This is a genomic window from Pseudomonas leptonychotis (assembly GCF_004920405.1).
Taxonomy (GTDB): domain Bacteria; phylum Pseudomonadota; class Gammaproteobacteria; order Pseudomonadales; family Pseudomonadaceae; genus Aquipseudomonas; species Aquipseudomonas leptonychotis.
The window spans coordinates 2,046,516-2,064,224 of record NZ_RFLV01000001.1; the positions used below are offsets into that span (position 1 = coordinate 2,046,516).

15 protein-coding genes are annotated in these 17,709 nt (G+C 58.3%); 9 read left to right on the plus strand and 6 right to left on the minus strand.

The features are described from left to right. Positions 1-2 precede the first annotated feature (2 nt). The 6 genes from D8779_RS20925 to D8779_RS09495 are packed head-to-tail and all read left to right on the plus strand — an operon-like array spanning position 3 to position 6,756. Positions 3-467: a type II secretion system protein gene (locus D8779_RS20925; protein ID WP_136664158.1), complete on the plus strand. Its 465-nt coding sequence runs from the start codon at positions 3-5 to the stop codon at positions 465-467. Between the two features lie 8 nt (positions 468-475). After that, positions 476-919 carry a prepilin-type N-terminal cleavage/methylation domain-containing protein gene (locus D8779_RS09475; protein WP_136664159.1) on the plus strand — a complete coding sequence of 148 codons (444 nt, stop codon included), beginning with the start codon at positions 476-478 and terminating at the stop codon, positions 917-919. Continuing rightward, positions 916-1,404 carry a prepilin-type N-terminal cleavage/methylation domain-containing protein gene (locus D8779_RS09480; RefSeq protein ID WP_136664160.1) on the plus strand — a complete coding sequence of 163 codons (489 nt, stop codon included), beginning with the start codon at positions 916-918 and terminating at the stop codon, positions 1,402-1,404. The genes D8779_RS09475 and D8779_RS09480 overlap by 4 nt, the downstream gene beginning before the upstream one ends. Further along, positions 1,395-2,288, plus strand: coding sequence for a PulJ/GspJ family protein (locus tag D8779_RS09485; RefSeq protein WP_136664161.1), 894 nt, complete (start codon positions 1,395-1,397; stop codon positions 2,286-2,288). Before D8779_RS09480 ends, D8779_RS09485 begins: the two co-directional genes overlap by 10 nt. 46 nt (positions 2,289-2,334) lie before the next feature. Then, positions 2,335-2,697, plus strand: a complete 363-nt coding sequence (locus tag D8779_RS09490) for a hypothetical protein (protein WP_240789703.1) — start codon at positions 2,335-2,337, stop codon at positions 2,695-2,697. Continuing rightward, positions 2,698-6,756: a DUF6701 domain-containing protein gene (locus D8779_RS09495; protein ID WP_136664163.1), complete on the plus strand. Its 4,059-nt coding sequence runs from the start codon at positions 2,698-2,700 to the stop codon at positions 6,754-6,756. 62 nt (positions 6,757-6,818) lie between these two features. Here the strand turns inward: D8779_RS09495 and D8779_RS09500 are convergent, their stop codons facing one another. Then, positions 6,819-7,301, minus strand: coding sequence for a tRNA (cytidine(34)-2'-O)-methyltransferase (locus D8779_RS09500; RefSeq protein ID WP_136664164.1), 483 nt, complete (start codon positions 7,299-7,301; stop codon positions 6,819-6,821). Here D8779_RS09500 and D8779_RS09505 point away from each other — a divergent pair. Then, positions 7,300-7,731, plus strand: coding sequence for a hypothetical protein (locus D8779_RS09505; RefSeq protein WP_136664165.1), 432 nt, complete (start codon positions 7,300-7,302; stop codon positions 7,729-7,731). The genes D8779_RS09500 and D8779_RS09505 overlap by 2 nt on opposite strands. A gap of 283 nt (positions 7,732-8,014) precedes the next feature. On the opposite strand, the gene ntrC is transcribed toward D8779_RS09505, so the two are convergent. From ntrC to glnA, 5 genes are all read right to left on the minus strand, one after another. Further along, positions 8,015-9,448, minus strand: a complete 1,434-nt coding sequence (gene ntrC, locus D8779_RS09510) for a nitrogen regulation protein NR(I) (RefSeq protein ID WP_136664166.1) — start codon at positions 9,446-9,448, stop codon at positions 8,015-8,017. Next, a complete protein-coding gene (gene glnL, locus D8779_RS09515) occupies positions 9,445-10,530 on the minus strand; it encodes a nitrogen regulation protein NR(II) (RefSeq protein ID WP_136664167.1) in 1,086 nt (361 codons plus the stop codon). Before glnL ends, ntrC begins: the two co-directional genes overlap by 4 nt. A 208-nt stretch (positions 10,531-10,738) precedes the next feature. Continuing rightward, positions 10,739-11,356: a DUF4124 domain-containing protein gene (locus tag D8779_RS09520; RefSeq protein WP_136664168.1), complete on the minus strand. Its 618-nt coding sequence runs from the start codon at positions 11,354-11,356 to the stop codon at positions 10,739-10,741. 3 nt (positions 11,357-11,359) lie between these two features. Further along, complete coding sequence (locus D8779_RS09525; RefSeq protein WP_136664169.1) at positions 11,360-11,917, minus strand: DUF4124 domain-containing protein; 558 nt, start codon at positions 11,915-11,917, stop codon at positions 11,360-11,362. A gap of 185 nt (positions 11,918-12,102) precedes the next feature. Next, positions 12,103-13,512 (minus strand): type I glutamate--ammonia ligase, encoded by a 1,410-nt coding sequence (gene glnA, locus D8779_RS09530; RefSeq protein WP_136664170.1) that lies wholly within the window; start codon positions 13,510-13,512, stop codon positions 12,103-12,105. A gap of 329 nt (positions 13,513-13,841) precedes the next feature. Here glnA and thiI point away from each other — a divergent pair, with 329 nt between their 5' ends. After that, positions 13,842-15,296 (plus strand): tRNA uracil 4-sulfurtransferase ThiI, encoded by a 1,455-nt coding sequence (gene thiI, locus D8779_RS09535; RefSeq protein ID WP_136664171.1) that lies wholly within the window; start codon positions 13,842-13,844, stop codon positions 15,294-15,296. 155 nt (positions 15,297-15,451) lie between these two features. Next, the gene (typA, locus tag D8779_RS09540; RefSeq protein WP_136664172.1) at positions 15,452-17,272 is read left to right on the plus strand and encodes a translational GTPase TypA; all 1,821 of its coding nucleotides are present in this window, start codon (positions 15,452-15,454) and stop codon (positions 17,270-17,272) included. The last annotated feature ends 437 nt before the right edge of the window (positions 17,273-17,709 follow it).

The window sequence follows — 17,709 nt, forward strand, 5'->3', positions numbered from 1 at the left end:
CCATGAAAAAACAACAAAGCGGTTTTACCCTGATCGAACTGATTATGGTGATTGTGATTCTGGGTATCCTGGCGGCGTTTGCCTTGCCACGGTTTGCCAACTTAGGCCAAGACGCTCGCATAGCCACGCTTAACGGTGCTTTGGGTTCGGTTAGAAGCGCCTCTGCGATCGCGCATTCGGTAGCCTTGGCTAAAGGTACTGCAGCAAATACCTCGGTTACTCTAGAGGGTGGGGATGTAACTATGCGTTTCTTCTATCCCGCAGCGACCACTGCTGGCATTGTCGCCGCCGCTCAGCTTGACCCCGCATCGTTCAATACAACGGGTGGCGGCAATACTGCCCCGCTGGTCATTCGAGTGGCCAGTGCCCCAACTCCAGCCACATGCTCCTTTACCTACACGGCTGCAGCTTCAGGTGGGGTTCCAGTCATTGTTGCGCCAACAGCTGCCTCTACCGCTGGCTGCTGATTGCAGCAATGAAAATGCGCGGCTTCACCTTGGTCGAGTTGATTATGGTGATTGTGATCACCGGCATCCTCGCGGCAGTGGTGGGGCCGCGCTTCTTCGAACGGCAGGTGTTCGATGAGCGCCTTTTTTACGAAGAAAGTCTGGCCGCCGTGCGTTATGGGCAAAAGCTGGCCGTGGCCAGCGCTTGCCTAACCCAAGTCAGCTTGAGCTCTGGTGGTTATCGCCTGCGTCAGGCCGCTAACTGTAGTTCGGGTGCCTATACCCTTGAGGTGATTGGCCCCGACGGCTCCAGCCCTTTCGCCAACCTGCAAGTACCCAATGGCGTAACGGTTTCGCCAACTAATTTCCCCGTAATATTCGACTCCGAAGGTCGTCCGCTGGGCGGTGCGGCCAGTGCCGCTATTGGCAGCTTCACCATCAACGTGGCGGGCGAAACCGGAATGGTGCAATGACTCGTCAGCGCGGCATGACCCTGATTGAGCTGGTGCTCACCATTGTGATTATTGGCATCGCTGCAGCCGCTCTTTACAGTGCTATGGCCTCTATTACCGGGCGTTCGGCCGATCCGCTGCTACGTCAACAAAGCCTGACGATTGCCGAAGCCTATCTGGAGGAAATCCTCCTCCTGCCCTATCTCGACCCCGCCACCCTGACGGCTTGCCAAGCGGTGCCGGCTAGCCGTGATGTGTTTAATGATGTCTGTGACTACCGTGGCCTAAGTGACAACGGTGCCCGCAATGCTCGTGGTGTGGCGATTGCCGCGCTGGCAAATTACCGGGTTGATGTCACGGTTCAACCGCAGGCCAGCTGGAATGGTGTGGCGGCCATGCAGGTTGACGTCCAGGTCACCGATCCGGGTAATCAGTCGCTGTTGCTGAGCGGTTATCGCACCTGCTATGGCGAGCTGAACGCGGCGGGAGTCGATCAATGTCCCTAAAGCGCAGCCATGCATTTACCTTGGTTGAGTTGGTGATTGTGATTGCCTTGGCTGGCACCGTGGCAGTGCTCGTCAGTACGGTGATGTCGGGACCCTTAAATAGTTTTATTGACCAGAGCCGGCGTGCCGTATTGGTTGATCAGGCTGCCGGAGCGTTGAGCCGTATGACTCGCGATGTGCGGCTGGCCATTCCAAATTCCGTGCGTGTGTCGGCCGATGGTCAGGCCATGGAGCTTCTGCTTATTCACAGTGCCGCGCGTTACCGACCTAACCGGATCGGCGGCGATGGCTTGCGATTTTCCAGCGCTGCCGTGGGCAGTTGCGGCAGCAGTAACGTGGATGGGAGTTGTAACACTGTGCAGGTGCTGGACCCTGCGTTCAACCCAGCGGGCGCACGTTGGCTGGTGATTTACAACACAGGTGCCCAGTCGGCGGGTAATCCAGTGCCCGGGGGCAATGTATGGGCACCGCTTAATCCTGGCGTTATCACGCTCACGGGCACCACGTTTAGCCTGCTTAGCGGAGCACCTGCTAATGAAAGTCTGATTGCCTTAGGCAGTATGCCGGGAGGCAGCTTCGACTTTGCGTTTGCCTCGCCGCAGCGCCGCTTGTATTTGGCGGAAACGGTTGTTGGCTATCGTTGCCAGAACAGCCAGCTGGTGCGCTACAGCTACAATCAACTATTGAATGCAATCCCGGCGGCTCCGCCTTCAGGGTCTGCCGCGCAACCCGTTGCCAGCAGCGTAAATTGCGCCCAAAGCGGTTTTGAATATGCCCCCGGCTCTACTCAGCGGGCCGGCTTGCTCAATCTGAGCTTGAGCATCAGCCAGGCAGGGGAAAACCTGCAACTACTGCAACAGGTACATGTCGATAATGCGCCCTGAAAAAAACGTGCCCGCCAAAGTCAGGGGTTTTGGGCTGGTGGCGGCGATGTTCGTGATGATTGTGATGAGTATGGTGGTCATCGCCATGTCGCGCTTGTCGACGACTCAGCACGGCAGTAACAGCCTGGCTATTCAGCAGGCGCGCGCTTATCAGGCTGCTCGCGCTGGATTGGAGTGGGGCATTAGCCGCGCCTATAAAACCGCCAGCTGTGCAACAGGTACCCCGAGCCAAGCGGGCAGTGCTTTGGCCGAGTTTTCAGTAAGCGTCGCCTGTACGGCCAATAGCTACATCGATAACGAGGGTCGTCCAGTACAGATATTCCGTCTCACGGCGACCGCGCAAAACGGCTCGCCAGGCGGGCGCTCTGACTATGCCTATCGGCAGCTAATCGCCACGGTGGAGCGTTAGATGAACGTATTTCGGTGCCTGTTGTTAGTTGTGTCCACGGTTCTCAGCCCTGGGCTTATGGCGGCCACCTGCTCATCTGTATTTCCTGGCAGCATCACCGGTAACTCCAGCAATCAGCTGACGCTGGCTGGCGTGCCATGGCAGAACTCACCGGCTATTGGGGCCAGTGACCGCAGCTTGGGTGCGGGCGACCACTACTTTGGGGGAGGCACTTCCAGTAACGGCTGGAGCCTAACCACCACTGGCGGCCCCACCACACGAGTGTTCGTCAACGGTGGCCTGTCGCTAGGTAACAATAGTCAGCTGAATGCCGGTGGTAATCCGCAGGATCTGATCCTAGTGGTTAACGGCAGCTTATCACTGGGCAACAACGTCACGATTAATGGCTTTGTGTATGTCACCGGCAGTATCAGCTTCGGTAATGGCCTGACCCTCAACGGCGCAGTCACCTCGGTGGGCAGCGCTAACACTCCGGGTGGTAGCAGTTCGCTTACCTATAACAATGCGGCGATTGATCTAGCTGGCTTTGCTGGACTATGTACCAACACCGTTGCCCCGATCTTGAGTTGGTCGCTTGACGAGGCTAGCTGGACAGGCGCTGCCGGCGAAGTGTTGGATGCTTCTGGAAATGATCTGCATGGCACTGTCAGTAACGGTGCCAGTACGGCGAGTACGGAGCCAGCGCGACCTCAGGTTAATGCGCAAGGAACCTGTGGTTACGGCACCTTCACAACCTCGTCCAATCAATATGTACAGCGCGCGGATAGCAACCTGCTGGATCTACAGGACAGTTTTTCAATCGGTTTGTGGGTCAAGCCACGCCGGTTACCCAGCTCTGGGTTGATGACCTTAGTGTCCAAGGATGAGAACTACGAGTTCCATCTCAACCCCAATGGCACGGTTAATTGGTGGTGGCAGACAACCGCGCCCTCCAACACCCGCCAATTCAACAGCACAACTGCCGTGCCCGTTGGGCAATGGAGCCATGTGCTGGTGCGCTATGCTCCTGGTGATCAGCGCATTTACATTAATGGCGTGTTGGCGGGGCAGGCCAGTTTCAATGGCACCCCTGTGGCCAACAATGATCCGTTGCAGTTGGGGTCTGACCAGAATTTTGCAGGGCGTTACTTTGATGGTGATCTAGACGAACTACGTATTTACACCAGCGCACTTAGCCCGGCGCAGATTACCCAGCAGTATGAAGAACGGCATGCATGCGCGCTGCGCCTGCAGTGTTTCAGTGACAATTTTAATAATCCAACCCTGGGCGATAACTGGGCCGTTGCCAGTCGGGGTGCCACGGCTTTTACCCCGACGGTGACTAATCAGCGGATGCGCCTGACCAGCAACCAGGGCAACGTGGCCACGGCTTCGACCCTGCAACGTTTGTTTCCTGCCGCAGGTAACTACATCCAAGTGCAGTTTAAGCACTTCGCCTACAGCGGCAGCGGTGCCGACGGTATGGCTGTGGTGCTTTCCGATGCAGCGGTGGCGCCACAACCTGGCGCCTTTGGCGGGCCTCTGGGGTACGGCACTCGCGGTAATGCGGCCAATCCCGGTTTTGCCGGTGGCTGGCTGGGTGTGGGCATTGATGAGTACGGTAACTTTTCCACCGAAGGCGGCTCGAATGGGCCTGGCCGCCGCCTTGATTCGGTGGCAATCCGCGGCTCTGGCCTAAGCCCCTATACCTCGGGCTACCGCTATATCGCTGGGACCCCAGCTAACCTCAACCCAGGCGTTGATATAGCCGGTGCGACGCCCGGTCCCGGGCATACTTACCGCATCACCATTGATGGTCGTTTTAGCAGTCAGGCGCTGGTCACGGTTGAGCGTGATACCGGCGGTGGTTTTGTCGTATTGCCCAACCTGGATTCCGTGAATGTGCTGGTGGCCGCCAACAACCAAGCGCCATTACCGGCCGATTTTTACTTGTCCCTGACGGGCTCCACCGGTGGTTCGACGAATATTCATGAGTTGGATGATTTGCAGGTCTGTGCCACCACCATCAAGCCGACAGCGCAGCAAATTGACCATTTTGAGTTCACCTATGCCGACACGGCGCTGACCTGTAACCCGCAACCTGTGACCATTCGGGCTTGCCTCAACAGCAGTTGCAGCAGCCTGTTCACCGAGCCGGTTAGCGTAACCTTGAGCCCAACCAGCTATTGGTCAGCCGTGGCGCCCGCTACGGGAGGTGGCAATGTTATCAACTTCAGCGGTGGCACTGCCCAGGTGCGGCTGAGCGTGGCAACGCCGAGCGTGGTAACCCTTGGCGTGCAAGCCTCGACGCCGGCAACCAAGGCGCTGAGCGTGCCCGTCTGTTCTAGCAGTAACTGCCGGATTACTTATGCCGACAGTGGCTTGCTGCTGCAAGTGCCAAACATGCTTGCGGCCAAGCCCACTGGGGCCACCATCAGTGCTGTGCGCAAGTCAGACAATGGATTGCAGTGTGTGCCGGCGTTCGCCAGCGTAAGCCGAAACGTCAACTTCACCTCGGCATACAGCAACCCTGCCAGCGGCACTCAGCCGGTGGTGGTCAATGGCAGTGATGTGCGCGGCACTGCGGTTAGTCTGGCGCTCAACTTCGATGCAACCGGTACCGCGCCGCTGTTGGTGCGTTACGACGATGCCGGGCAGATGACGCTTAATGCCAGTTACGCGGGCAGTACGGCCACTGCCGACCCAGGGTTGACCCTCAGTGGTGCTGATTTGTTTGTCAGTAAGCCCTATGGGTTATGCCTGCAAACCGATAGCACGTGCAGCAGTGCTGACGAAAACTGCACCCTGTTTCCCGGTGTGCGCGCCGGTGACAGCTTCCCGCTGCGCGTTCGCGCTGTCGCTTGGCAGGTCGATGGCGAGGCCTTAACCGCTGCGCAATTGTGCACAGGCAATCTCACCACGCCAAACTTCGCCCATTCCGGCATTTTGCTTAGCAGTGCCGTACAGGCCCCGGCGGGTGGTGCCAATGGTCAGATGTCGCCGAGCAATTATGCCCACGCGCTGGGCGGGCAGACCGCCGCAACCACCTCGATCTCAGAGGTGGGCGTATTCAACATCATCGCCACTCCACCAGCGGGCGCTTATTTGGATGGCGAGACGGTCAGCGGCGGCAGCAGTGCGCTGGTGGGGCGGTTTATCCCCGCGTATTTAGGCGCAGTGGGCAGTGCCAGTATCACGCCGAGCTGTGGCAGTGCCTTCAGCTATCAAGGCCAGCCTATGGATTTCGCCAGCGGGCGCCAGCCAAGCCTTGCCCTTACGGGCTATAACCGCGCAGGAGGGGTGACCACAAATTATGATCGCGGTGCATTCTGGAAGTTGGCAGCACCCGCTGTCGGTAGCTACAGCTCGTTCACAGGTATCGCCGGGCTGGATGCGCGTCTGCTCAGCCAGGGGAGTGCCAGCCTGAGTGTCGCCGGTGCCGGTGATGGTGACGGTCGGCGCACCTACAGTTGGTCCGGCGAGCAGCTGGTCTACCAAGCGGCACTGTTCCCCAGCAGCGATGATTATCCATTTATGGCCAAGCTCAAGCAGCGCTTTACGGCGGCTGTGCTGACCGATGTTGATGGCGCGTGTCATGGGACTGGCGGTGCCTGCACCGACTACAGTTTCGACTTCACGGATCTACCGGGTAGTGAAGTACGCTTGGGTCGCCTGCGTATCGGCAACGCCCATGGCTCCGAGCTGCAAAGCCTAAGCCTGCCCGTGGCACTGGAGACCTGGCAAAACATCGCTGGCGGAAGTTTTCAAGCTGAGGGCCTGGATACCTGCACCACCAGCAGCGTGCTGGGTACGCCCGAGCTGTTTAACTACACCGGCAACCTGGGCGCCACGGAAACCTCGCCGAGTCTGGTTGCGCCAGTTGCCGGCGTGGGCCGCGTGCAGCTGAGTGCCCCAGGCAGTGGTAACGATGGGTCGGTGCAAGTGCGTTTTGCCAGTGCCCCCAACTGGTTGCATTACCCGTGGAACGGGACGACGCGTCAGGCTGCTGTGGGGCTGGCCAGTTTTGGCATTTACAAAGGGGCTGTACCCTTGATCTTTCGCCGCGAACTCTACCGTTAACACACAAAAAGGCCACCTGATGGGGTGGCCTTTTTGTGTGTGGAAAAACCAGTGCGCTATTGCTACGGCGTGATGGCTGCCGTTTGATCCATGGCGAAATCATGCTGGCGCCAGGCTTCGTACACCGCTACGGCCACGGTATTAGACAGGTTTAGGCTGCGACAGCCGGGGCGCATGGGTAGTAGCAGGCGCTGCTCGGCGGGCAGGCTGTCGCGGACTTCCTGTGGCAAGCCCCGGCTTTCTGGGCCGAACAGGAACGCATCGCCCGGCTGGTAGCGCACCTGATGGAACAGTTGCGTGCCCTTGGTGGTAAAGGCAAATACCCGCGGTTGGCCGAGGCTCTCCAGGCAGCTGGCAAGGTCGGGGTAGCGCTGCAAGGTGGCATATTCGTGATAATCCAGCCCGGCGCGGCGTAGGCGTTTGTCATCCAGATCAAAGCCCAAAGGCTCGATCAGGTGCAAGTGGCAGCCGCTGTTAGCGCAGAGCCTGATAATGTTGCCGGTATTGGGCGGGATTTCCGGTTGAAAAAGGATGACGTGAAACATGCGCGGCTCCGAGCTTGAAGGCGAGCAGTATTCTACAGACCCGCGACCCCGTCCGTGGGTGCGGGTAATTGGTTCGTTGGCACTGTTTGGGTTTTTGATCGGTTTGATGATCGGTCGGTTGTTTCAGCCGGACCCACTCTGGCTCGAGCAGGTAGAGGTGCGCGAGCAAGGCCTTGAACTGTGGTTCAACGTCGAGCCGGTGCCGCGTGAAGAGCATGTGGGGGGTGTATTTATCTTGCGTCTGCAGAGCTTTGGCCGCGAACAACAAGGCCAGCTGAAGGTGCAGGGGCGGTTGGCCAATTGGCGTTTGCAGCGTGAGCGCAAGGATCTGTTGCTGAGGGTGGTGGCGGCCCGTCCACTGCGCGGCGAGTGGCGCGCTGAGAACGTGGACGGGCGCTGGCGGCTGGTGGTCAGCCTGGTGGAGCAATAAAAGAGGGGATTCCCCGGCCTGCCTGTACCAAGGTCCCCAAAACTGGATTACTTGAGTCTATGCAGGCTGTGTGCCAGTTTTATTACGCTGGCTGAATGCGCTGTAAATGCTGGGCCTTAGAGCGGGTTAAGTGTGTTTTGGCAATGTTCAGGGTGCACGCGTGAACTGCTGCTGTGCATCAAGTTGATCGGGTGCATTGCTCTGGCGCATTTTTCAGGGTGTTTGCCGCATGAAAAAACGGGCCCATAGGGCCCGTTTTTTATTGTGAGTGGCGCGCAGTGCGTTAGTCGTCGCCATCCTCGTCATCGCTGCTGTCGACGTTCATGCCCAGTTCTTTGATTTTGCGCGTCAGGGTGTTGCGGCCCCAGCCCAGTAATACGGCGGCGTCGCGGCGACGTCCGGCGGTGTGTTTAAGGGCGGTTTCGATCATGATCCGCTCGAACGCAGGCACTGCAGTGTCCAGCAGGCTTGACTGGCCGCGCGCCAGCGCCTGATCAGCCCATTGCCGCAATCCCTGTTCCCAGTTGCTGGCGGGGGCGTTTTCTTGAGGTTGGCTGAGCAGTTCGGGCGGAAGGTCGCTGACATGCACTTCTCGGCCAGAGGCCATGACGGTGATCCAGCGGCAGGTGTTCTCCAGCTGGCGCACGTTACCAGGCCACGGCAGGTGCTGCAGGTAGTCTTCGGTTTCGCTTTTCAACAGCTTGGGCTCAACCGCCAGCTCCAGCGCCGCGCGGCTGAGGAAGTGTCGAGCGAGGGTGGGAATGTCCTCGCGGCGATCGGACAGCCGAGGAATATGGATGCGAATCACGTTGAGGCGGTGGAACAGGTCTTCGCGAAACTTGCCCGCTTGCACCAGGGTTTCCAGATTTTGGTGGGTGGCGGCGATGATGCGTACATCGACCTTCACCGGCGTATGGCCGCCGACGCGGTAGAACTCGCCATCAGCCAGCACACGCAGCAGGCGAGTCTGGGTATCCGCCGGCATGTCGCCGATTTCATCGAGAAACAACGTACCGCCGTCGGCCTGCTCGAAACGGCCGCGCCGCTGGTTGGCGGCGCCAGTAAAGGCGCCTTTCTCATGGCCGAACAGTTCCGACTCCATCAAGTCTTTAGGAATCGCCGCCATGTTCAGGGCGATAAACGGCGAGGCGGCGCGCGGGCTGTGGCGGTGCAGGGCGTGAGCGACCAGCTCTTTGCCGGTACCGGATTCGCCGTTGATCAGCACAGTGATGTTGGAGTGCGAGAGGCGGCCAATGGCGCGGAACACCTCCTGCATGGCCGGCGCTTCACCGATGATTTCCGGCGTGCGTGGCTGCTCGACGGGTACGCTCAGGCCTTGTTGCTCCTGAGCATGCTGATTGGCGCGCTTGACCAGCGAGACGGCTTCGTCGACGTCGAAAGGCTTGGGCAGGTATTCGAATGCGCCGCCCTGGTAGGACGCCACTGCGCTGTCCAAGTCGGAGTGGGCGGTCATGATAATGACGGGTAAGCGTGGGTGCAGTTCGCGAATGCGTGCCAGCAACTCCAGGCCACTGGCCCCTGGCATGCGGATGTCGGAAATGATCACGTCCGGCTGTTGGCGGCTCAGGCGGCTGATCACCCCGTCGGCGCTGTCGAAGCTCTGGGTGGTCATGCCTTCCTGCTGCAACGCCTTTTCCAGGACCCAGCGGATGGAGCGGTCGTCATCGACAATCCAGACGGTTTCACTGCGACTCATGACGAGGTTACTCCTTGTTCCAGCGGCAGGAAGATCGAGAACACGGTGTGGCCAGGATGGCTTTCGCACTCAATCAAGCCTTGGTGCTGGCTGATGATGTTCTGGGTGATGGCCAGGCCCAGGCCGGTGCCGTCGGCACGCCCGCTGACCATGGGGTAAAAGATGGTTTCTTGCAGTTCAGCCGGAATGCCGGGGCCGTTATCGATGATCTCGATCTTGGTCACCAGGCGATGGCGGCAATGGCCGATGGTGAACTGGCGCAAGGCGCGGGTGCGCAGGGTGATGCGGCCCAGGCGCAGATCATTTTGCGAGCCGATGGCTTGCATGGCATTGCGCACAATATTGAGCACAGCCTGGATCATTTGCTCGCGATCGATCAGCACGTCCGGGATGCTCGGGTCGTAATCGCGCACCAAGGTGATGCTGCCTTGGCTTTCCGCTTCCACCAGGCTACCGACGCGCTCCAGTACTTCGTGCACGTTGGTCAGTGCCAGGGACGGCAGTTTGTTTGAGCCGAGCATACGGTCCACCAGGTTACGCAGGCGGTCGGCCTCCTCGATGATCACGTTGGTGTAATCCTTGAGGCTTTCCTCGGGCAGTTCGCGCGCCAGCAGCTGTGCGGCGCCGCGAATGCCGCCGAGTGGGTTCTTGATCTCATGAGCCAGGCCGCGCACCAGAATCTTGGTGGTTTCCTGCTTGGACAGCTGCGCCTCTTCCTTGGTGATGCGCAGCAGACGGTCGCGCGGGTGCACCTCTAACAGCAGGTGGGTTTGCCCACGACTGAGTACCGGGGTCACGGCATAGTCGACGGTCAGGGTTTGGCCGTTGACCGAGGTCAGTACTGCTTCGCGTTTGTTGAACGGGTGTGCCTGCTGCACGGCCTGGCGCAGTGCGCTCAGTGCTTCGCTGGATTCGGTAAACAGTTCGCTGATGAATTGCCCATGGCTGCGTTGACCGCTGACGGCCAGGAGCATCTCCGCTGCCGGGTTCATGTACTCAAGACGCAGGTTGTCATTGAGCAGCAAGGTGGCGGTGGTCAGGTTGTCCAGCAGCAGGCGGTGCAGCGCGTCGTTGATGATCATAGTGGGATGTCAGCAGACCCTTGGGTTCCAGCAATGCAGCTGGAAAATGCAAGAAGCAAACCAAAGCCCCGAAAAGAAGCGTGTTTGGCCGTGGGATGCCGGGAATTAGCTGCTTTGCAGCGCAGCCGGGTCGCGCATGGCGACCCAAAACAGGGAGAGTATAGAAATACGTGAGAATAAGTGCACCGAATTGGTGCTTTGTGCCGGGCTAGATAAAAGGCACGAAGGGGATGTCTTTCTTTTCTGGTGGTTTGTCTTTGAGCGGACATTCTGGGCGTACGCCGTAATCGACTTTTTTGCACGGGGTAACCATGCGCTTTTGCGCCAGGGATATTCGCAACATATGGAACGGCTGGTTAGGCGTGCGCTCGATAATACGGCCTTGTTGGTCGATAACTTCTACCGCCAGTTGATGGGTGCCGCGGTCGATATTTTCCAGCGGAAAAACGGGGCTGCTACCGACTTCGCCGACTTGTTTGCCGTCCAATAGCAGGCGATAGCTGTGCTGAGGGAAGAGTTTAGGCTCGCTATTGATGCTGACAATCAGGTTGCCGGCGCTGTCGCGAATGCTGGCGTCGGGTTGTGGCACCAGAATGCGCAACAGGCTGTAGCGCTGACCGGGCTCCGGCGGCGCCTCTGCAGCAGGAGCGGCTTGGGTCTGGATGGCGGGCATCGAGTTGCTGGGCGCTAGCTCGACACGTTCGGCATTGCCGGACTGAGGCTTGTCCGTGAAGACGCGATTCCCTTCAGCGTCTATGTAGGTGTAGACCTGCCCTAGGGTGGGCAGGGCAAGTAGCATCAGGCAGCAGAACAGCAAATGGCGCATAGGTCAGGTGGCTGGCTTGGGTGTTGGTTTTGGTCGCAAGGCGGGGCTGCTGGTATTGACCCGCTGCACGGTAAAGGTGGTGGTGGCGCTCTGCTGGATCGACTGTTCGCCGTTAAGTACCTCCACGGCCACGCTGTGCTCACCGCGATCAGCATTGCTCACTTGCAGGCGCGGTACATTGCTCGGTGAGCCGTGGGGCTTACCATCTAGCAACAAGCGCAGGCGGTGGTTGTTAGCCAGGCGCGGCTGGATATCAACGCCGATGCTGAACGTGCCGTTGTTGGAGCGCATCGCTTCATCATCGGGAATGCCGGTTAGTTGCAAGGTGCTGTAGGGCGCTGCGTTGCCGGCTGGGTCGGAGGTCGATGCAGTCGGCGCGCTACTAGTAGGTACCGGCATCGACACGCTATTGGTTGCCGGTAGCTGGACATCCTGGGTTGCCTGGCCTTCCGGCGGCTGGTCGGTGAATACCGTGTTGCCATTGGCGTCGGTGTATTTGTAGATCTGTGCACTGGCTGGCAACGCCAGGCTCAGCAACAGGCAGATGAGTAAAGGGCGCATGCCTGACTCTCCCGATTAATGTGCGCTAAGCCTTGCACTGGTCGGGCGCTCTGGCAAGCGTGTTGATGAACGGGCGTGTGCCAGCGCAGAAAACATCGGGTTAAACGGTGCTGTTGGGTTCTCACGCAGCGGCCATTAAACGCAAAAAGGCCACCCGAAGGTGGCCTTTTGTACTGCTTGCTGGTTTAGACGCTGTAGTACAGGTCGTATTCCAGTGGGTGTACGAAGGTGCGAACCTTAACTTCTTCTTCCGATTTCAGCTCGGTGAAGGATTCCAAGAAGTCCTTGGTGAACACGTCGCCCTTGAGCAGGAAGTCGTGGTCGGCTTCCAGTGCTTCCAGCGCTTCTTTCAGGCTGCCGCACACTTGCGGGATCAGCTTGGACTCTTCTGGAGGCAGGTCGTAGAGGTTCTTATCGGCAGCATCGCCAGGGTGGATCTTGTTCTGGATGCCGTCGATGCCGGCCATCAGCAGTGCCGCGAAGCACAGGTACGGGTTGGCTGCTGGATCCGGGAAGCGTGCTTCGATACGACGGCCTCGTGGGCTGGCGACGTAAGGAATACGGATCGAGGCTGAGCGGTTGCGTGCCGAGTAAGCCAGCATGACCGGCGCTTCGAAGCCAGGCACCAGACGCTTGTAGGAGTTGGTGGCTGGGTTGGTCAGGGCGTTCAGCGCCTTACCGTGCTTGATGATGCCGCCAACGAAGTACAGGGCGGTATCGGACAAGCCGGCATAGCCTTCACCGGCGAAGGTGTTCTTACCGTCTTTGGCGATGGACATGTGTACGTGCATGCCCGAGCCGTTGTCGCCATACAGCGGCTTCGGCATAAAGGTAGCGGTGCGACCGTAGGCTTCGGCGACGTTGTGTACGCAGTACTTGAGGGTCTGCACTTCGTCGGCTTTGGCAACCAGGGTGTTGAACTTAACCCCGATTTCGTTCTGGCCAGCAGCTACTTCGTGGTGATGCACTTCAACGATCTGGCCCATTTCTTCCAGAGCGTTGCACATGGCGGTACGGATTTCGTGATCCGAGTCGGCTGGTGGAGTCGGCAGGTAGCCGCCTTTCACGCCGATGCGGTGGCCATTGTTGCCCTGGCGGCCTTCGGTGTCAGCGTCGCTGTTCCACGAGGCCTGTTCGGAGAAAATCTTGAACATCGAGCCAGACATGTCCGACTTGTACTTAACGGAGTCGAAGATGAAAAACTCTGGCTCTGGGCCAACAAATACGGTGTCACCGATGCCGGTGGTTTTCAGGAACTCTTCGGCGCGCTTGGCGATGGCGCGTGGGTCGCGCTCGTAGCCTTGCATGGTCGACGGCTCAATCACGTCGCAAACCAGGATCAGGGTTGGCTCTTCGGTGAACGGGTCCAGTACAGCGGAGCTGTCATCCGGCAGCAGGATCATGTCGGAGGCTTCGATGCCTTTCCAGCCTTCGATGGAGGAGCCGTCGAACATTTTGCCGACTTCGAAGAAGTCTTCGTCCAGCGCGTCGCGAGCGGGCATGCTGATGTGGTGCTGCTTGCCGCGAATGTCAGTGAAGCGCAGGTCTACCCACTTCACGTCGTGCTCTTTAATAAGTTGAATCGACTTCGACATGCTGTCCTCCAGGTGGCTAAGGCTCGGAATGGTGAGCCCTCAATAGTATGGTGCGGCCCGGCGGCATAGTCCTCCGGAGCGTCCTGCCTCACAAGGGAGCAAATTGCATGCCAGTGCACAGCAATGGGTGCAAGCCGTGAAACTCAGGGCTGGCGGGGGCTGCGCAGTGCTCTGTGATAAATATTTGCTTCATTATGGTGCGCGATATTTGCGATGGGCACTTAAATGGTGCGCGTTTTGGTGGTGTGAGGATTTTTGATCAAAGCGTGAGCAATTTCCGCTATAATCCGCGCCCCTGTTTTTTCGCGGCCTCGGCGCTTACTGTTTTCATGAAACTGATTGTTAAAGTCTTCCCCGAAATCACCATCAAGAGCCGGCCAGTGCGTAAGCACTTTATCCGGCAGCTAGCGAAGAACATTCGCTCGGTTTTGCGTGAGTTCGATCCACAGCTGCAAGTCAGCGGCGTGTGGGACAACTTGGAAGTCGAGACTCAGGTCAGTGAGGCGAAAACCCTGCAGGCGATGATCGAGCGTTTGAGCTGTACGCCGGGCATTGTCCATTTCCTGCAAGTCGATGAGTACCCCTTGGGTGATTTCGACGATGTGCTGGCCAAGTGCAAGCTGCATTTTGCCGATCAATTGCCGGGCAAGGTCTTCTCCGTGCGCTGCAAGCGCGCCGGCAAGCACGCGTTCAGCTCCATGGATGTTGAGCGCTATGTTGGCAGCCAGTTGCGCCAGCAGTGCGGTGCGGCCGGCATCTCACTGAAAGACCCAGAAGTGATTGTGCGGATGGAAATCCGCGACCAGCGCCTGTTTGTTATTCATCACCAGCACGAAGGCCTGGGCGGTTATCCGCTGGGCTCACTGGAACAGACCCTGGTATTGATGAGTGGTGGTTTCGACTCCACCGTCGCCGCCTACCAAATGATGCGTCGTGGCTTGGTCACCCATTTTTGCTTCTTCAACCTCGGCGGCCGCGCTCACGAGCTGGGCGTAATGGAAGTGGCGCACTACCTCTGGCAGAAATACGGCAGCTCGCAGCGCGTACTCTTTGTTAGCGTGCCGTTTGAAGAGGTGCTGGGCGAAATTCTCGGCAAGGTCGATAACAGCCACATGGGCGTTATCCTCAAGCGCATGATGCTGCGCGCCTCCACGCGCATGGCCGAGCGCTTACAGATTGATGCGCTGGTCACCGGTGAGGCGATTTCTCAGGTCTCCAGTCAAACGCTGCCGAACCTTGCGGTGATCGACTCGGCTACCGAGATGCTGGTGCTGCGTCCGCTCTTAGCCACCCACAAGCAAGACATCATCGACACTGCCACGCAGATCGGCACTGCCGAGTTCGCCAAGCACATGCCGGAGTACTGCGGGGTGATTTCAGTCAACCCGACCACCAAGGCGAAGAAGCTGCGCGTCGAGCATGAAGAGAGCCATTTCGATATGGCCGTGCTTGAGCGCGCCTTGGAGTGCGCGACCTTGTTGCCCATCGACAAAGTGATCGATGAGCTCGGCAAAGACGTTCAGGTCGAGGAAGTTAATGAAGCGTTGAGCGGTCATGTGGTGATCGACATCCGTCATCCGGATAATGCCGAAGAGCAGCCGCTCGAGTTGGCCGGTATTGAGGTGCAAACGCTGCCCTTCTATGCCCTCAACAGCCGTTTCAAAGAGCTGGATGACGCGCGCCAATACTTGCTGTATTGCGACAAAGGCGTCATGAGCCGTTTGCATGCCCACCACCTGCTTAGCGAGGGGCATGCCAATGTGCGCGTTTATCGTCCGACATAAAACGCCCGGGTTGAATGGCGGTAGCATCCGCCATCGCCCTCCCGACATACCGGCGGCGTGATTCACGTTTCACGCCGCCGAGCCGAAATCGCAGTTAGTTAATATTCGCCACCTACACTAGGCGGCACACCGAATCCTCTGATCGAGATACACACGTGATCGAAAATCTACGCAACATCGCCATCATTGCCCACGTTGACCATGGTAAGACCACCCTGGTAGACAAACTTCTGCGTCAGTCCGGCACCCTTGAGCGCAACGAGCTCAACGACGAGCGCGTGATGGACAGCAACGACCAGGAAAAAGAGCGCGGCATTACCATTCTCGCCAAGAACACCGCGATCAACTGGAACGGCTACCACATCAACATCGTTGACACCCCCGGCCACGCCGACTTCGGCGGCGAAGTTGAGCGTGTGATGTCGATGGTTGACTCCGTGCTGCTGCTGGTTGATGCCCAAGACGGCCCGATGCCACAGACTCGCTTCGTGACCAAGAAGGCCTTCGAAGCCGGCCTGCGTCCAATCGTGGTGATCAACAAGGTTGACCGTCCAGGCGCGCGTCCGGACTGGGTTCTGGACCAGATCTTCGACCTGTTCGACAACCTCGGTGCCACCGAAGAGCAGCTGGACTTCAAAGTTGTCTACGCCTCGGCCCTGAACGGCATTGCCGGTCTGGAGCACACCGCCATGGCTGAAGACATGACCCCGCTGTATCAGTCCATCGTCGACAACGTACCGTCGCCTAAGGTTGATATCGACGGCCCGTTCCAGATGCAAATCTCGGCACTGGACTACAACAGCTTCCTCGGCATTATCGGTGTTGGTCGTATTGCTCGCGGCAAGGTCAAGCCAAACACCCCAGTGGTTGCCATCGACGCCGACGGCAAGCGCCGCAACGGTCGTATCCTCAAGCTGATGGGTCACCACGGTCTGCACCGCATCGACGTTGAAGAAGCCACTGCCGGCGACATCGTCTGCGTCAGCGGTATGGACCAGCTGTTCATCTCCGACACCCTGTGCGACATCAACAATGTTGAAGCGATGAAGCCGCTGACCGTCGACGAGCCGACCGTATCCATGACCTTCCAGGTCAACGATTCGCCGTTCTGCGGTAAAGAAGGCAAGTTCGTCACCAGCCGTAACATCAAAGAGCGTCTGGACAAAGAGCTGCTGTACAACGTTGCTCTGCGCGTTGAGGAAGGCGACTCGGCTGACAAGTTCAAGGTCTCCGGCCGTGGTGAGCTGCACCTCTCGGTACTGATCGAAACCATGCGTCGCGAAGGCTTCGAAATGGGTGTTGGTCGTCCAGAAGTGATCATCCGTCAGGTTGACGGCGTGAAGCACGAACCGTTCGAAAACGTCACCATCGACACCCCGGAAGAATCCCAGGGCAAGGTCATGGAAGAGATGGGCCTGCGTAAAGGCGACCTGACCAACATGGTGCCGGATGGCAAAGGCCGTGTACGTCTGGAATACAACATCCCTGCTCGCGGTCTGATCGGTTTCCGTAACCAGTTCCTGACCCTGACCAACGGTGCTGGCATCCTGACCTCGATCTTCGATCGTTACGACACCATGAAGTCCGGTCAAATGTCCGGCCGTCAGAACGGCGTACTGGTTTCGGTTGAAACCGGCAAGGCACTGACCTACTCCCTGGAAACCCTGCAGGCGCGCGGCAAGCTGTTCGTTGAGCACGGCCAGGAAATCTACAACGGTCAGATCGTTGGTCTTAACAGCCGTGACACTGACATGGGCGTTAACCCAACCAAAGGCAAGAAGCTCGACAACATGCGTGCTTCCGGTAAAGACGAAACCATCGCTCTGGTTCCACCGGTGAAGTTCACCCTGGAACAAGCTCTGGAGTTCATCCAGGACGACGAGCTGTGCGAAGTTACGCCTAAGTCGATCCGTCTGCGTAAGAAGATTTTGGACGAAGGCGAGCGCACCCGCGCTGCCAAGAAAGCTAAGAACTGATTCAGTTCTAGCTAACTAAAAAGCCCCCGCCGGCGAGAGCCTGCGGGGGCTTTTTGTTGGCTACCATCCCTGGCTGCAAACGTTGTGTGTTGTCGCTGTACGATGTTAAAAATCGTTCTCGACGATTTTATGTCTGGCATTTAAGAGTGCTGCTTCTCATTCGTGGGCGCCTTGTGTAAGGTTCGCCGCGACAGCTGCCGATGGTCAGAAGTTCAGGATGAGCGTCTGGTTATGTGAGGTATGTCACATGTCATGCGAGTGATGGCAACTCGCCATGTGTTCTAATGCGCGCCGAATTTTTGCTTCTGCTTACCCGCTATTCAAAGGACTGAAGGCATGGCTCTTCGTAGTAAATCTTTATGGCCTGCCATCCCTGGCGGCCACCCTGCGGGCCGTCGCTGCGCAACGTTAAAAATGGCTTCCGGCCATTTCTTGGC

What these genes read in the sequence shown, in the direction of transcription:
- D8779_RS09490 (WP_240789703.1), top strand. Translation starts at nt 2,335, where the DNA reads ATGTTCGTGATGATTGTGATGAGTATGGTGGTCATCGCCATGTCGCGC.
- D8779_RS09520 (WP_136664168.1), bottom strand. Translation starts at nt 11,356, where the DNA reads ATGCGCCATTTGCTGTTCTGCTGCCTGATGCTACTTGCCCTGCCCACC.
- D8779_RS20925 (WP_136664158.1), top strand. Translation starts at nt 3, where the DNA reads ATGAAAAAACAACAAAGCGGTTTTACCCTGATCGAACTGATTATGGTG.
- glnL (WP_136664167.1), bottom strand. Translation starts at nt 10,530, where the DNA reads ATGATCATCAACGACGCGCTGCACCGCCTGCTGCTGGACAACCTGACC.
- D8779_RS09480 (WP_136664160.1), top strand. Translation starts at nt 916, where the DNA reads ATGACTCGTCAGCGCGGCATGACCCTGATTGAGCTGGTGCTCACCATT.
- glnA (WP_136664170.1), bottom strand. Translation starts at nt 13,512, where the DNA reads ATGTCGAAGTCGATTCAACTTATTAAAGAGCACGACGTGAAGTGGGTA.
- D8779_RS09485 (WP_136664161.1), top strand. Translation starts at nt 1,395, where the DNA reads ATGTCCCTAAAGCGCAGCCATGCATTTACCTTGGTTGAGTTGGTGATT.
- ntrC (WP_136664166.1), bottom strand. Translation starts at nt 9,448, where the DNA reads ATGAGTCGCAGTGAAACCGTCTGGATTGTCGATGACGACCGCTCCATC.
- D8779_RS09525 (WP_136664169.1), bottom strand. Translation starts at nt 11,917, where the DNA reads ATGCGCCCTTTACTCATCTGCCTGTTGCTGAGCCTGGCGTTGCCAGCC.
- thiI (WP_136664171.1), top strand. Translation starts at nt 13,842, where the DNA reads ATGAAACTGATTGTTAAAGTCTTCCCCGAAATCACCATCAAGAGCCGG.
- D8779_RS09505 (WP_136664165.1), top strand. Translation starts at nt 7,300, where the DNA reads ATGCGCGGCTCCGAGCTTGAAGGCGAGCAGTATTCTACAGACCCGCGA.
- D8779_RS09500 (WP_136664164.1), bottom strand. Translation starts at nt 7,301, where the DNA reads ATGTTTCACGTCATCCTTTTTCAACCGGAAATCCCGCCCAATACCGGC.
- D8779_RS09495 (WP_136664163.1), top strand. Translation starts at nt 2,698, where the DNA reads ATGAACGTATTTCGGTGCCTGTTGTTAGTTGTGTCCACGGTTCTCAGC.
- D8779_RS09475 (WP_136664159.1), top strand. Translation starts at nt 476, where the DNA reads ATGAAAATGCGCGGCTTCACCTTGGTCGAGTTGATTATGGTGATTGTG.